General features: G+C 71.5%; 13 protein-coding genes. 8 read left to right on the forward strand and 5 right to left on the reverse strand.

Features of this window, described 5'->3' with window-relative positions:
• Positions 1-448 precede the first annotated feature (448 nt).
• On the reverse strand, positions 449-598 hold the full coding sequence (locus C1701_RS27325; protein ID WP_169731680.1) for a hypothetical protein: 150 nt from the start codon (positions 596-598) through the stop codon (positions 449-451).
• 359 nt (positions 599-957) lie between these two features.
• Here C1701_RS27325 and C1701_RS11275 point away from each other — a divergent pair, with 359 nt between their 5' ends.
• Positions 958-1,578, forward strand: a complete 621-nt coding sequence (locus tag C1701_RS11275) for an SIMPL domain-containing protein (protein ID WP_035275418.1) — start codon at positions 958-960, stop codon at positions 1,576-1,578.
• Positions 1,579-1,742: 164 nt separating this feature from the next.
• Here C1701_RS11275 and C1701_RS11280 read toward each other — a convergent pair whose 3' ends face one another.
• Genes C1701_RS11280 through pdhA form a run of 3 tightly spaced genes read right to left on the reverse strand, consistent with a single transcriptional unit; the run spans position 1,743 to position 5,403 of the window.
• Positions 1,743-3,110, reverse strand: a complete 1,368-nt coding sequence (locus tag C1701_RS11280; RefSeq protein WP_026417896.1) for a dihydrolipoamide acetyltransferase family protein — start codon at positions 3,108-3,110, stop codon at positions 1,743-1,745.
• An 8-nt stretch (positions 3,111-3,118) separates the two neighbouring features.
• Entirely contained in the window at positions 3,119-4,159 is a 1,041-nt protein-coding gene (locus tag C1701_RS11285; protein WP_026417897.1) for an alpha-ketoacid dehydrogenase subunit beta, read from the reverse strand.
• Positions 4,159-5,403 carry a pyruvate dehydrogenase (acetyl-transferring) E1 component subunit alpha gene (pdhA, locus tag C1701_RS11290; RefSeq protein WP_081715281.1) on the reverse strand — a complete coding sequence of 415 codons (1,245 nt, stop codon included), beginning with the start codon at positions 5,401-5,403 and terminating at the stop codon, positions 4,159-4,161. The genes C1701_RS11285 and pdhA overlap by 1 nt, the downstream gene beginning before the upstream one ends.
• Positions 5,404-5,751: 348 nt before the next feature.
• Between pdhA and C1701_RS11295 the strand changes: the two genes are divergently transcribed.
• From C1701_RS11295 to C1701_RS11320, 6 genes are all read left to right on the forward strand, one after another.
• Entirely contained in the window at positions 5,752-7,206 is a 1,455-nt protein-coding gene (locus tag C1701_RS11295; RefSeq protein WP_026417899.1) for a M20/M25/M40 family metallo-hydrolase, read from the forward strand.
• 205 nt (positions 7,207-7,411) lie between these two features.
• Positions 7,412-8,245 carry an ABC transporter substrate-binding protein gene (locus C1701_RS11300; protein ID WP_026417900.1) on the forward strand — a complete coding sequence of 278 codons (834 nt, stop codon included), beginning with the start codon at positions 7,412-7,414 and terminating at the stop codon, positions 8,243-8,245.
• 263 nt (positions 8,246-8,508) lie between these two features.
• A complete protein-coding gene (locus C1701_RS11305; protein WP_026417901.1) occupies positions 8,509-9,345 on the forward strand; it encodes a transporter substrate-binding domain-containing protein in 837 nt (278 codons plus the stop codon).
• A 91-nt stretch (positions 9,346-9,436) separates the two neighbouring features.
• Positions 9,437-10,378: a transporter substrate-binding domain-containing protein gene (locus tag C1701_RS11310; protein WP_245588715.1), complete on the forward strand. Its 942-nt coding sequence runs from the start codon at positions 9,437-9,439 to the stop codon at positions 10,376-10,378.
• Between the two features lie 178 nt (positions 10,379-10,556).
• Positions 10,557-11,357 carry an amino acid ABC transporter permease gene (locus C1701_RS11315; RefSeq protein ID WP_026417902.1) on the forward strand — a complete coding sequence of 267 codons (801 nt, stop codon included), beginning with the start codon at positions 10,557-10,559 and terminating at the stop codon, positions 11,355-11,357.
• A complete protein-coding gene (locus C1701_RS11320; RefSeq protein ID WP_372492983.1) occupies positions 11,354-12,139 on the forward strand; it encodes an amino acid ABC transporter ATP-binding protein in 786 nt (261 codons plus the stop codon). Before C1701_RS11315 ends, C1701_RS11320 begins: the two co-directional genes overlap by 4 nt.
• Before the next feature lie 67 nt (positions 12,140-12,206).
• On the opposite strand, the gene C1701_RS11325 is transcribed toward C1701_RS11320, so the two are convergent.
• On the reverse strand, positions 12,207-12,458 hold the full coding sequence (locus tag C1701_RS11325; protein WP_051313573.1) for a lipopolysaccharide assembly protein LapA domain-containing protein: 252 nt from the start codon (positions 12,456-12,458) through the stop codon (positions 12,207-12,209).
• A gap of 180 nt (positions 12,459-12,638) precedes the next feature.
• Between C1701_RS11325 and C1701_RS11330 the strand changes: the two genes are divergently transcribed.
• Positions 12,639-13,970 (forward strand): M20 family metallopeptidase, encoded by a 1,332-nt coding sequence (locus tag C1701_RS11330; protein ID WP_103055894.1) that lies wholly within the window; start codon positions 12,639-12,641, stop codon positions 13,968-13,970.
• The last annotated feature ends 138 nt before the right edge of the window (positions 13,971-14,108 follow it).

Below are 14,108 nucleotides of genomic sequence, written 5' to 3' on the forward strand. Positions count from 1 at the left end.
GGCCGCGGCGATGGCGGTCCTGCCCGTGCGCGGACCGCGAGGTGCCGACGTTGGCCCGGGAACCCGGGGGCGGGGCCAGGGCTGCCCGGGGAGGTGACCCTTGCGTCCCCTCGGCGTCGTTCGTCCGCGTCCTCGGCGCCCGACGTCGTCCGGGTGGAGGGCGTGACGTGCCGCCCGTACGGGTTGGAGGGGGCGTGGGGCGGTCGGCCTCCACGAACGCGGTGGAGGTGACATCCCGCCTCGGAGTCGGTGCGTACCGGGGCGGGGGATGTGTCCCGCTGGTCAGCGGGAGGGTGACCTGGAAATTGGAAGACCCCGCAGTGCTGCCAGGTCGGGGGTCCGCCAGCACCGCAGGGTCACAATGCTCATCGTAAGACCACCCGAACGTGTTACACCCACGGACTTTGTGAGCCACGTCACCGAACTGGTTGGGGGTGGTCTCGGGGGGTCAGCGCTGGATCGTCTCGTGGCGCTGCTGGATCATCAACAGCTCGTCGCGCAGCGCCGGGCTGCTCGCGGCGTTGTCGATGGCGCGCTGGATCGCGCGGCGGCCACGGTTCCGGGCGCGGCGGGCTCGAAGGGTGGCGGCGATGTTCATGGTGATCGTGACCTCTTTGTGTGTTGACTTGATGTTCGATTCCTATTATGGCCCATCGCGGGCCAAGATTCACCCGATTCGTCGGTGACATGGTCCACATGCCGAAGATTGTCCGGTGGCTAACGTTCCGGGCCGGACGACCGATACCCAGGTAATAGCGTCCGCCCGGTGCGCGTCCCGCGCGCGTGCCAGGGAACCGGTCGGCGAGTGGGCGGTGCGGGTCGCGCGAGCCCGCCCCGGTCGCCACCGGAGCCAGGGCCCCGCCGCCCCTACGTCGGGCGGTCACCCCACCCGACCCCCGCCGCCGGCATCCGCCAGGAGCGTTGCGCCCGGCCGGCGACCACGGTTGGGTGGATGTCGTGACTGAGGTAGTGACCCACGGGTCGGGAGAAGCCGTCCGCATCGCCGATCGGGCGTGGCTGGTCGCCACCTTCGCCGCGGCGGGGGAGGACCGGAGCACGGCGGTCAACGAGCTGGGACGCCGGGTCGGTGATGTCGAGGCGATGCTGCGCCGTCCGGGAGTGGCGGTGCGTTCCCGGCGGCTGTCCGTCCGCGCGAACTGGGAACGCAACCGCCGGGTCGGGTGCCGGGCCGAGCAGCACTACCAGCTGCTGGTCACCGACACGGCAGCGCTGGAGGAGCTGAGCTCGGCACTGCTCGCACGGGAGCCCGAGAGCCTGAGCGGCCCGAACTGGGAGCTGACCTCGGACGCCGAGGCCGTGCGGGAGGCGCAGCACAACGCCGTCGCCGACGCGCGGCGCCGCGCGGAGGGCTACGCGGTCGCCCTGGGACGTCGTCTGGGCAGCCTCCTGCGGATCAGCGACGCGGAAGCGGAACGGGTGCAACCACGGGGTGCCTACGGTGGCGCGCCGATGGCGGCCCGCTCCGGGGCGGCGCCGGACGTCCGCGAGTTGAACCTGGAGCCCCAGGAGGTGACGGTCACCGCCCGCTGCGTCACCACCTGGTCCCTGCTGGACTGACGCCCGAGCCGGGTCGGCCCGTCACCGCTCGCCGGAGGGCAGCCGGAACGGCGAGGTCGCCGACCGGATGTCGGGGAGCGGCGCACGGCGAACAGCGCACCGGGCGGCCTCGTGGGGCCGCCCGGCGGCACGCCGCTCCCCGGACCTGCCTGCCGGCCGGGGGGTCAGAAGGTCAGTGCCATCCCGGGGTCGGCCAGCAGCGCGCCGACGTCGGCGAGGAACTGGGAACCCTGCTGCCCGTCGACCACCCGGTGGTCGAAGCTCAGCGCCAGCTGGCAGACCTTCCTGGGCACGATCTGCCCGTCCACCACCCACGGCATGTCGCGGATCGCACCCAGCGCGAGGATCGCCGACTCACCGGGGTTGATAATGGGCGTTCCCGTGTCGACCCCGAACACGCCCACGTTCGTGATGGTGAAGGTGCCGCCCAACATGTCCGCCGGCGCCGTCCTCCCCTCCCGTGCCGTCGTGGCCAGGTTCTCCAACGCCGACGCGAGTTCGCGCAGCGTCAGCCGGTGCGCGTCCCGGACCTTCGGCACGACGAGGCCACGCGGGGTGGCCGCCGCGATACCGAGGTGCACGGAGGACTTGTAGACGATCTCGCCGCTCTCCTCCTCCCAGGCCGCGTTCACGTCCGGGGTGCGCCGCACGGCGAGGCACACGGCCTTCGCGGCGAAGGCCAGCGGGGTGAGCCTGACGTCCCGGAAGTCCGGGTGGTTCCTCAGCCTGGCCCGCAGGTCCATCATCGGCGTCACGTCGACGGTGAGGAACTCGGTGACATGGGGAGCGGTGAAGGCGCTGCGCACCATGGCCTGGGCGGTCGCCTTCCGCACCCCGCGCACCGGGACCCGCCGATCCGGGGCCTCGGGCTGGAACGGGGCGCCCGAGGTGGGCACCTCGGGCTCGGTGACCACGGCGTTCTCCACGTCGTCCCTGGTGATCACGCCGCCGGGCCCGCTGCCCCGCAGCGAGCGCAGGTCGACGCCCAGGTCCTTGGCGAGCTTGCGCACCGGCGGCTTCGCGAGCGGAACGGTGCCCGTCCGCCGCTCCGCCTCGGGAGGTGCCGGAGCGGTCGCCGGGTCCGGGGCCGGAGCGGTCGCCGGGGCGGGCGACGCGGAGGCTGCCGGCCGCTCCGGTCGGGCAGGCGCGGCCTGCTTCCTGGTCCGCCGTCGAGCGGGCCCGGTCCGGGCACCGTAACCCACGAGGGCGGCCACCCTGCCGTTGTCCGACTCCTGGCCGGCCCCCGCGTCGGAGGAGGAGCCGTCCGCCTCCGACGGGGGCCCGTCCCCACCGACGTCGATCGCGATGATCGGCACGCCGACCTCGACGACCTGCCCGACCGGGGCGAGGAGGTCGGAGACGGTGCCCGCGTAGGGGCACGGCAGTTCCACGACGGCCTTGACCGTCTCGATCTCGACGATCGTCTGGTTGACCTCGACGGTGTCACCGGGACCGACGTGCCACTTGACGATCTCGGCCTCGGTCAGGCCCTCGCCCGTGTCGGGCAGCGGGAAGTGCTTGATGCGCGACATGCTCTCCCTCACCAGCCCAACGACTGCTCGACGGCGTGCAACACCCGGTCCAGGTCGGGCAGGTACTCCTCTTCCAGCTTGCTCGGCGGGTAGGGGGTGTCGAAACCGGTGACGCGGACCACGGGTGCCTCCAGGGAGTAGAAGCACTCCTGCTGGACCCTGGCCGCGATCTCGGAGGCGATGGACGACTCGCCGGGAGCCTCGCTGGCGACCACCAACCGGCCGGTGCGGCGCACCGACTCGTGGACCGGCTCCAGGTCGAGGGGGGAGAGCGTCCGGAGGTCGATGACCTCCAGGTCGTGCCCCTCCTGCTCGGCGGCGGACTCGGCCGCCTCCAGGCACGTCTTCACCATCGGCCCGTAACAGGCGATGGTGGCCGTGCCGCCCCGCCGCAGCACCCGGGAGGAGTGCAGCGGGACGGGCGTCGCGGTGAGGTCCAGCTCCGCCTTCTCGTGGTACCGGCGCTTCGGCTCGAAGAAGAGCACCGGTTCGTCGGACTCGATGGCCTGCTGGATCATCCAGTAGGCGTCGACCGGGTTGGAACAGGCGACGACCTTCAGCCCGGCGGTGTGGGCGAAGTACGACTCGGGCGACTCGGAGTGGTGTTCGACGGCGCCGATCCCACCACCGAAGGGAACACGGATGACGACCGGCATCCGGATGCGGCCCTGGCTGCGGTAGTTCAGCTTCGCCAGCTGGCTGACGATCTGGTCGAAGGCGGGGAAGATGAAGCCGTCGAACTGGATCTCGCACACCGGGCGGTAGCCCCGGATCGCCAGGCCGATCGCGGCGCCGACGATGCCGGACTCGGCCAGCGGGGTGTCCAGCACCCGCTGCTCACCGAAGTCCTTCTGGAGGCCGTCGGTGATCCGGAAGACACCGCCGAGCCGGCCGATGTCCTCCCCCATGAGGATCACCTTCGGGTCGCGCTCCATCGCCGCGCGCAGACCCAGGTTCAGCGCCTTCCCGATCGTCACCTTGCTCGGGGCCTGCCCGGGGTCGGACCCGTCGGCGGGGCGCGGACGGGATCGGGCGTCCACCTCGGTCATCACCGCTCACCTCCGGTCTGCTCGAACTGGGACAGGTACGTGAGGAACTCGTCGCGCTGGGCGGAGACCGCGCTGCTGCCGTTCGCGTACACCTCGGAGAACATGCGGTCGGCGGAGGGGACCGGCATCCGTTGGCAGTACTCCCGCAGGCGGGCCGCCAGCGCGTCGGACTCCCGCTCGACCTCCGCGAAGTAGTCGCCGTCCGCCCACTGCTGGCGGTGCAGGTACGCCTTGACCCGCTCGATCGGGTCCTTGAGCTTCCACGCCTCCAGTTCGTCGGCCAGCCGGTAGCGGCTGGGGTCGTCGGAGGTCGTGTGGGCGTCCATCCGGTAGGTGAAGGCCTCGATGAGGACCGGCCCGTTCCCGCTGCGGCACTCCTCCAACGCCCACCGCGTGACGGCGAGCGTGGCCAGCACGTCGTTGCCGTCAACCCGGATCCCGGGGAAGCCGTAGCCGCTGGCCCGCTGGTAGAGGGGGATGCGGCTCTGCCGCTCCATCGGTTCGGAGATGGCCCACTGGTTGTTCTGGCAGAAGAAGACGACGGGGGCGTCGTAGACGGCGCCCCAGACGAAGGCCTCGTTCACGTCGCCCTGGCTGGTCGCGCCGTCGCCGAAGAAGACGACGGTGGCCTCGGCGTCGGCGCTGTCGTGCCCGTCACCGATCCGACCGTCGAACCGCTGGCCCATGGCGTAGCCGACCGCGTTCAGGCACTGGTTGCCGATGACGATCGTGTAGGGGTGGAAGCGGGTGGCCATCGGGTCCCAGCTGCCGTGGTCGGTGCCCCGGAAGATGCCGAGCAGCTCGGTGGGGTCGATGCCCCGGCACCAGGCCACTCCGTGCTCCCGGTAGCTGGGGAAGGCCATGTCCCTGGGGCGCATCGCCCGGCCGGCGCCGATCTGCGCGGCTTCCTGGCCCAGCAGCGGGACCCAGATGCCCAGCTGGCCCTGCCGCTGGAGCGCGTTGGACTCGCGGTCGGCTCGACGGACCAGGACCATGTCCCGGTACAGCCCGCGCAGCTCGTCGGGCGTGATGTCGATGTCGAAGTGGGGGTGCGCCACCCGCTCCCCCTCGGGGGTCAGCAGCTGCACGAGGTCGGGGCCACCTTCGCTGGTGGCGCGTAGTCCGGCTATCACTTGCTCCGCCGTGGGTCGGGCCGCTGTGGCGGCTGGGGGACTCCCTGACGGTGACTCCGGCCCAGCCGCGTCGGGCGGCTGGGGTTTCGTCCAGTACTCCGGCGACGACATACGTGTCTCCCTCAAGGTGGGGCCGCGCGTCCTGGCTTGTGGCCGTGAGCGCGGGTACGCCGACAGACGAGATCACCGCCCTGGTGGGACGGGATGCCGATCGTCGGCGCTGACGGATCGCTTCCGCCATATTGGCATGGCGCGAGCCCGGACCGTGAGCCCGAACACAGCTCTTTTTCCTGGCTAAGAGATCGTGGTTCCTACTAAGAGTGGTTCCGACTACGCGTGCTCCGACTAAGCGGGGTTCCGACAGACGGACCTCGTCCTACCTGCGGGAACGGCCCCGGTGCTCCGGCCGGCCGCGGTGGCCCTTGCGTGGTACCGGTACCGGGGCCGAGGATCTGGCACGTGCCTGAGACAACCCCGCGCCCCGCCTCCACCCCGTCCACCGAGGCCCTCTCCGAGGCCGTCGAACGCCGGTGGACCGAGGACGTCGTGCCCAGCCTGTCCGAGCTGGTCGCCATCCCCGCCCTCTCCCCGGTCTTCGACGAGGACTGGGAGGCGAACGGCCAGCTCGACGCCGCCATCGACCACGTCAGGGCGTGGCTCGCCCAGCGCCCGATCGCGGCGGAAGCCACCGTCCGCACCGTGCGGCTGCCCGGGCGCACACCGGTGCTCCTCATCGACGTCGCGCCCACCGAGGCGGCCGTGGACCGGGGGACGGTCCTGCTCTACGGCCACCTGGACAAGCAGCCGCCGGTCGGCGGCTGGTCGGAGGGCCTGGGGCCCTGGACCCCGGTGCTCAGGGACGGCCGCCTGTACGGGCGGGGGGCGGCGGACGACGGCTACGCCGGGTACGCCGCGGTCGCGGCGCTCGAGGCGGTCCGTGAGCTGGGCGCCGACCACGGCCGGGCGGTCGTGCTGCTGGAGACGGGGGAGGAGTCCGGTTCGCCGGACCTGCCCGCCTACCTGGAGCACCTCCGCCCCGAGCTCGGCGAGGTCGAGCTGGTGGTGTGCCTGGACTCCGGGGCCGGTGACTACGAGCGGCTGTGGCTGACCACCTCGCTGCGCGGGATGGCGCAGGTCACCGTCACCGTCCGCGTGCTCGACGCCGGTCAGCACTCGGGGCTGGCGAGCGGGGTCGCCCCGAGCTCGTTCCGCGTGCTCCGGCAGCTCCTCGACAGGCTCGAGGACTCGGCCACGGGGGAGGTCCTGCTGCCCGAGCTGGTGGTGGAGGTCCCAGCCGACCGGGTCGCCGAGACCAGGGCCGCCCTGGACGCCGTTCCCACGCTGGTCCTCGACAACGTCCCCCTGCCCGAGGGGGTGCGGCCGGTGGTGGACGACCCGCTGGAGCAGGCGCTCAACAACACGTGGCGCCCCACCCTGTCCGTGATCGGCGGCGACGGGCTGCCCACCCCGGCGGAGGCGGGCAACGTGCTGCGGCCCCAGACCACGCTGGCGCTGAGCTTCCGCCTGCCGCCGACCGCCGACCCCGAGGCCGCGCTGGCGGCCGTGAGCGCCGCCCTCACCTCGGACGTGCCCTACGGGGCGTCCGTCGAGCTGAGCCGGACGGAGTGCGGCCCCGGCTGGAACGCGCCCGACCTGGCGCCCTGGCTGCGCTCGGCCCTGGACCGGGCCGGCGCGGAGGTGTTCGGGGCCCCGTGGCTGACGCTGGGACTGGGCGGGTCGATCCCGTTCATGGGACTGCTCCAGGACGCCTACCCGTCCGCGCAGTTCGTGGTGACCGGAGCGCTGGGCCCCGGCAGCAACGCGCACGTCCCCGACGAGTCGCTGCACCTGGCCTACGCGGCGCGGGTGACGACGGCGGTGGCGATGGTCCTCGCGGCACACGCCCGGGGGTGATGTCCGGCGGTCGAAAACCGCTCACGGAGAAGCTCGGGAATTCCGACAAGATCATTCCTTGTGGCTCGCGTGAGTGATACCTCCGGCGACGGAAGGTGACCGGTCGGGAAACGGAGAACACGGTTTCGCGTCAACTGTTCTCAGATCGCGCTTCCGGGTGCGAGGATGCGCACGTTTTCGCCCGGACAAGTGTGTGGGGGTCTCCGTGTCGCGGTCGTCGCTCCGTCGCGCGTTCGTCCTGCTGGCCGTCCCGGCTCTGCTCGTCGCGGGGTGCGGCGGGGAGCCGGTGGACGGCGGGAGCGCGGTGGGTGGTGCGGACCCCCGGGTCGAGCTGGTGCGGCCGGGCACGCTCTCCACGTGTGTCCGGCTGCCCTTCGAACCCTTCGAGTTCCGCGACCCCGACTCCGGGGAGATCGTCGGCTTTGACATCGACCTGGGTGGGTTCATCGCCGAGGAACTCGGGGTGGAGCAGGAGATCGTCGAGACCTCCTTCGCCCGGATCACCAGTGGGGCCGACCTCGACGACGGCGTCTGCGACATCGCGATCAGCGGGGTCACCATCACCGAGGAACGGGCGCGGGACGTCGACTTCGGCGAGCCCTACTTCAACTCGAGCCAGGCCCTGCTCGCGGGCGTGCACGAGGAGATCACCGGTATGGCGGATCTGCACGGGCGTCGGCTCGGTGTCAAGGAGGGCACCACCGGCGAGGCGTACGCCGTCGACCACAACGAGCGCAACGGTTCGCTGGTGGAGCTGGTGCGGTTCCCCGACCAGACGGAACTCACCTCGGCGGTGCGCTCGGGCCTGGTCGACGCCGTGCTCTCCGACAACGGCCCGCTCTACGGGTTCGCGCGGGTCTACCGGGACACCTCGGTGAAGGTGCAGATCGACACCGGTGAGCAGTACGGGTTCGCGGTGCGCCGGGGGAACACCGCCCTGCTGGACGTGGCGAACGAGGTGCTGGCGGCGATGCGCGCCGACGGGAGGCACGTCGAACTGCACCGGACCTGGCTGGGCGTCACGCCGAACCAGCTCTGACCGGGGGGACCTCGGGCGCCGGGTGCCCGGACGCGGCCTCGACGCGCCAATGTGACCACACCGTGCCGGACGAGGGTTTCCGGCCGGCCCGCGCGTTCGTGGCAAGAAAACGCTCGATTACTCCTTTCGGGGTTACATTCTTGGTGTCGGTCGTGATATCCGTACTCCGCGTCACCATTGTTCATCCGATGGTTATTTATTTTTCCGCCGTTCGGTGCGAAGATGCAGGGCGCCGTTAATCGGGAAGTGTTCGGGAGTACGCCTTGGCAGAGCACACGCGTCGCCTGTCCGCGATCGCCCTCGTGGCATCCTCCCTCGCCGCGCTCGCCGCGTGCGGGCAACCGGGGCAGACGCTCGACGCCGCCACGCCCAGCTCGCCGGCGGTCACCCTCGTCGACGCCGGCACGCTGCTGACCTGCACACACCTTCCCTACGAGCCGTTCCAGTCCCTGGACGGCGACACCGGGGACATCGTCGGGTTCGACGTCGACCTCGGAGATCTGGTGGCCGACAGGTTGGGGCTGGAGCAGCGTGTCGTCGACGTCCCCTTCGACCGCATCACCAGCGGAGCGGCCCTCGAGGACGGGACCTGCGACATCGCCTTCGCGGGCATGACCATCACCGAGGAACGCGCGGAGGTCCTCGACTTCGGCGTCCCCTACTTCAACGCCAACCAGGCCCTGCTCGCCGACTGGGACTCCACGATCGCCGGCCTCGACGACCTGCACGGCGGGGGGAGACTCGGAGTCCAGGAGAACACCACCGGCGCCGACTACGCAGGACGGTACGCGACCGAACACGACGCCGCGCCCACGATCCACACCTACCGCGACCTGCCCGCGCTGACCCAGGCCCTGCGCGCCGGCGAGATCGACGCCGCACTCGCCGACAACGGACCCCTCTACCACTTCGCCAGGAGCCACCGGAACACCTCGGTGAAGGTCGAGATCGACACCGGCGAGCAGTACGGGTTCGCCGTGCGCAGGGGGAACACCGAACTCCTCACCGTCGCGAACGAGGTCCTGGCGGGCATCCGCCAGGACGGGCGGTACGAGGAACTGCACCGGAAGTGGTTCGGCGTGACACCGAACCAGTGGTGACCTGGGCGGCGCCGCTCGCCCAGGCGTGCCGTCACCGTCTACGGTGCGTCCAGTCCATCGGCACAACCGGATGAAATCGAGGAAAAGTACATTGCGTCGTCGTAGCGGACAGCGGAGCGGAGCCCTCGCCCCGGTAGCCCTGGTCCCCGCCCTCGCCCTGGTGCTCGCCGGGTGCGGCGGCGGTGAGCAGGGCGTCGAGGTGGATGGCGTCCCCATCGTCGAGGAGGGAGCGCTCAAGACCTGCACCCACCTGTCGTACCGGCCCTTCCAGTTCAACGAGGGTGGCGAGGTCGTCGGTTTCGACGTGGATCTCGTCGATCTGGTGGCCGAGGACCTGGGGCTCGAGCAGCAGATCGTCGACATCTCCTTCGACACCATCACCTCCGGCGCGGCCCTGGACACCGGGGAGTGCGACGTGGCCGCGGCCGGGATGACCATCACCGACGCGCGGTCGGAGAACTTCGACTTCTCCGACCCGTACTTCGACGCCAGGCAGGCGCTGATCACGACCGCCGACTCGGGCATCACCGGGGTCGACGACCTCGCGGGTGGCTCGGTCGGAGTGCAGAACGACACCACCGGCAAGGACTGGGCCGAGGCGGAACTGGCCGACGGCACCGAGATCCGCAGCTACGACGACCTGCCGCTGCTGCTGGCGGCCGTCGAGACCGGTGAGGTCGACGCGGGGATCAACGACAACGGCGTCCTGTACGACGCGGCGAACGAGAACGACACCTTCGCCGTGGTCGCCGACATCGAGACGAACGAGCAGTACGGCATCGGGGTCCGCAAGGACAACGACGCGCTGCGGGAGCGGATCAACGAGGTGCTCCAGGCGGCCAGGGAGGACGGCCGCTACGAGGAGATCTACGTGAAGTGGTTCGGCGTGGCGCCGGAGGGCGTCGGCACCGACGCCACGGTGGACGAGGACGAGGAGGCCAGCGACGAGTCCGAGGCCGCCGACGAGTCCGAGGCGTCGGGCGCCTCCGAGAGCGCCGACGCGCCCGCCCTCTCCGAGGACCCCGAGAGCTGACCCGTCGTGACCGGGGCCGGCGTGTGGACGCCGGCCCCGCCGCCTACCCGGCACCTTCTGGAGAACTGACCACATGTCGCGTGACACCGAGCTGGGCGACACCCAGCACCGGGACCAGGAACCGCCCGGTGAACCCGGCCGACGAACCCCGGCGCCCACGGCGCCTCCCCGACGACGGATGAGCAAGCGACAGCGGGCGAGGCTCTTCCGCGGCATCCAGTACGGCATCCTCGTGGTCGCGTTGCTGGTGCTCGTTCTCGCCGCTGACTGGGACAGCCTCGGACGGGCCTTCTTCGACCCCGCCGTCATCGTCAACCAGTTCCCCGAGGTCATGACGGTGGCCCTGGTCAACACGATCACCTACACCGCGATGGGCTTCGCGTTCGCCCTCGCGTTCGGTCTGGTGATCGCGCTGATGAGGCTGTCCTCGGTCGGTCCCTACCGCTGGATCGCCACCCTCTACATCGAGTTCTTCCGTGGGCTCCCGGCGCTGCTGGTGTTCCTCGCGTTGGGTGTCGGGGTCGGTTACGCCTTCGGACTCAACCTGGACCGCAGCATCTCGATCATGCTGGCGTTGGGGCTCGTCGGTGGCGCCTACATCGCGGAGACGATCCGCGCCGGTATCCAGGCGGTGCCCAAGGGGCAGGTCGAGGCGGCGCGTTCGTTGGGGATGAGCCCGGCGAGGACGATGATCACCGTGGTGATCCCGCAGGCCTTCCGGATCATCCTGCCCCCGCTCACCAACGAGCTGATCCTGCTGACCAAGGACTCGTCGCTGGCCTTCATCCTCGGCAGCACGCTCGCGCAGCACGAGCTGACCCAGTTCGCCCGCAACGCCCTGAACACCGACCGCAGTCTGACCCCGATCGTGGTGGCCGGCTTCTGCTACCTCATGATCACCCTTCCGCTGTCCTACCTGTCCCGGCGCCTGGAGCGGCGGTTCGGCAAGGGCGCGAAGACGGGACCAGGGAGGGAATGAGCATGAGCGACACCACACGACCGGTGGTCGAGATCTCCGGTCTGCACAAGAGCTTCGGTTCGCTCCAGGTCCTCAAGGGGGTCGACCTCCAGGTCAGGCGCGGGCAGGTCGTCTGCGTCATCGGACCCTCCGGCTCCGGGAAGTCGACCCTGCTGCGCTGCGTCAACCTCCTCGAGGAGCCCTCGAGCGGCAGCGTGGTGGTCAACGGGGTCGAGCTGACCGACCCGGACTGCGACATCGACGCCGCGCGGGTGCGGATCGGCATGGTGTTCCAGTCGTTCAACCTCTTCGCGCACCTGTCGGTCCTGGAGAACCTGACGGTCGCCCAGCGCAAGGTGCTCCGCCGGTCGAAGGAACAGGCCGAGGAGGTCGCCCGGCGCAACCTCGCCAGGGTGGGGCTGACCGACAAGGAACACTCGATGCCGGCGCAGCTGTCCGGTGGGCAGCAGCAGCGGGCGGCGATCGCCAGGGCGCTGTCGATGGACCCCGAGGTGATGCTGTTCGACGAGCCCACCTCGGCGCTGGACCCCGAGCTGGTCGGCGACGTCCTCGGCGTGATGCGGCAGCTGGCCGAGGAGGGCATGACGATGCTCGTGGTCACCCACGAGATGCAGTTCGCCCGTGAGGTCGCCGACCAGGTCGTCTTCATGGACGGCGGCGGGATCATCGAACAGGGCGATCCGGCCGACGTCATCGGGGCACCCAGCCACGAACGGACCCGCACCTTCCTCAGCAGGGTGCTCGACCCCACCCACCACGGGCCGAGCGACCCGACCGGGTGACCGGAACGGTGGGGGTGTCACCGGTCCGACACCCCCACCGGCTCCGGTGCCGAGTGGTGATCCGGGGTCAGCGGCGGTACACCCAGAGCGCTCCGATCAGCATCCCCAGCACCAGCACGCCGGCCAGCGCGGTCCACAACGGGAGGTCGACGACCGGGACGAGCAGCCGGATCGCCACCTCGTCGCGGTTCTGCACGATGAAGACGACCGCGAGCACGCCGAGGAGGAGGCCCACCACCAGGCGGGTCAACGACCGACGTCGAGCGCGGTCCTGGTCCTCCGCCGGCCGGGTCGGGCCGGTCCGCTCTGACCACCGCATCACGCCTCCCGGATCCGGGTCGGACGGGGCCTGGTGCGTCCGACGCTACGCCTGGACCGGAGGGCCGGCCAGCGCCGCGCCAGGGCCGAGGCCGGGCTGATCGGCGGGCGGCCGACCGCCCACGGTGGCGGCGCCTCGCGGGCTGCTGGGACGCGTGGCACTCGGGTTAGGGTGCCTGCCGTGACAGCAGCCACCCCCTCCCCAGCTCCGGTTCCCCCCGACGACACCTACCTGCGCGCGCTGAACGAGGCGACCGCGCGGGCCGTCGCGGCGGCGGAACCCCTGACGTCGCCCTTCGCCGGCGCGGACACCGAGGTCGGTCAGCTCGTGGGCGCGGAGCTGGGGCGGCACGAGGACGCGTTGCTGGCGCTCAGCCACGACCTCCACGCCCACCCCGAGGAGGGCTTCGAGGAGCACCGGTCCGCTGGCGTCGTCGCCGAGCTGGTCCGCGCGGCCGGGCACGAGGTGACCGTCGGTGTCGGCGGGCTGGACACCGCGGTGCTGGCGACCTCGGGCAGCGGCGGCCCGCACATCGCCGTCCTCGCGGAGTACGACGCCCTCCCCGGGATCGGGCACGGCTGTGGGCACAACATCATCTGCTCCAGCGCGGTCGGCGCGTTCCTCGCCGCCGCCCCGGCGGTGGCGCGCACCGGCGGCCGGGTCTCGCTGCTGGGCACGCCCGCCGAGGAGGGGGGCGGCGGCAAGGAGTTCCTGGCACGGGCCGGCGTCCTCGACGACGTCGACGCCGTGGTGATGCTGCACCCGTTCTCCCACGACGTGGCGATGCACCCCTTCCTGGGGCGTCGTCAGCTGGAGATGGTCTTCCACGGAGTGGCGGCGCACGCGTCCGCCCAGCCCTTCATGGGGCGGAACGCGCTGGACGCCGCCGTGGCCGCCTACCAGGGGGTGGCCGCGTTGCGGCAGCACCTGCCCGACAGCGACCGCGCGCACGGCGTCTTCACCGACGGTGGAGCCCGGCCCAACGTCGTGCCGGACCGGGCGGCACTCCGCTTCTACCTGCGGTCCGCCCGACCCGAGACGCTGCGCGACCTGGCGGGCCGGGTGGCGGCGGTCGCGCAGGGAGCGGCGCTGGCACATGGCTGCGGTGTCGAACTCCGCTGGGACGAGCGGCCGCCCTACCTGCCGATCCGCTTCAACGAGGCCCTCGCCCGGCGCTGGGCGACGCACCAGGAGAGCCGGGGGCGACGGTCGCTGCCCCCGAACGTGGTGCCCTCCTCCCTCACCGGGTCGACCGACCTGGGCAACCTCAGCTTCCGGGTGCCGGCGATCCACCCCATGATCGCGATCGGCCACCCGGCGATCTCGATGCACACCGTGGAGTTCGCGGAGGCCGCCGCTGGCCCTTCGGGGGACCGGGCGGTGCTCGACGGCGCCTTCGGGCTCGCGATGACGGCGGTCGACTACCTCGCCGACGACGAGCTGCGCGCGGCGGTCCAGGAGGAGTTCGCGGCGGCCGGCGGCCCGTTGGACGTTCCTCGGTTCTTCGACTGACCGGTTGGGGGACACCGGCGGCCCTCCTCCTACCCTGGGGGCGCGCCGCCCGGGGCGGTCGCGGTCCGAACGGGCCGGACCGACCCGCCCTCGGCCCGGGCACCGGAACGGCCCGGTCCTGACGTCGTCCCGTGGGGC

The organism is Actinoalloteichus sp. AHMU CJ021, assembly GCF_002895405.1.
Classification (GTDB): Bacteria; Actinomycetota; Actinomycetes; order Mycobacteriales; family Pseudonocardiaceae; genus Actinoalloteichus_B; species Actinoalloteichus_B caeruleus.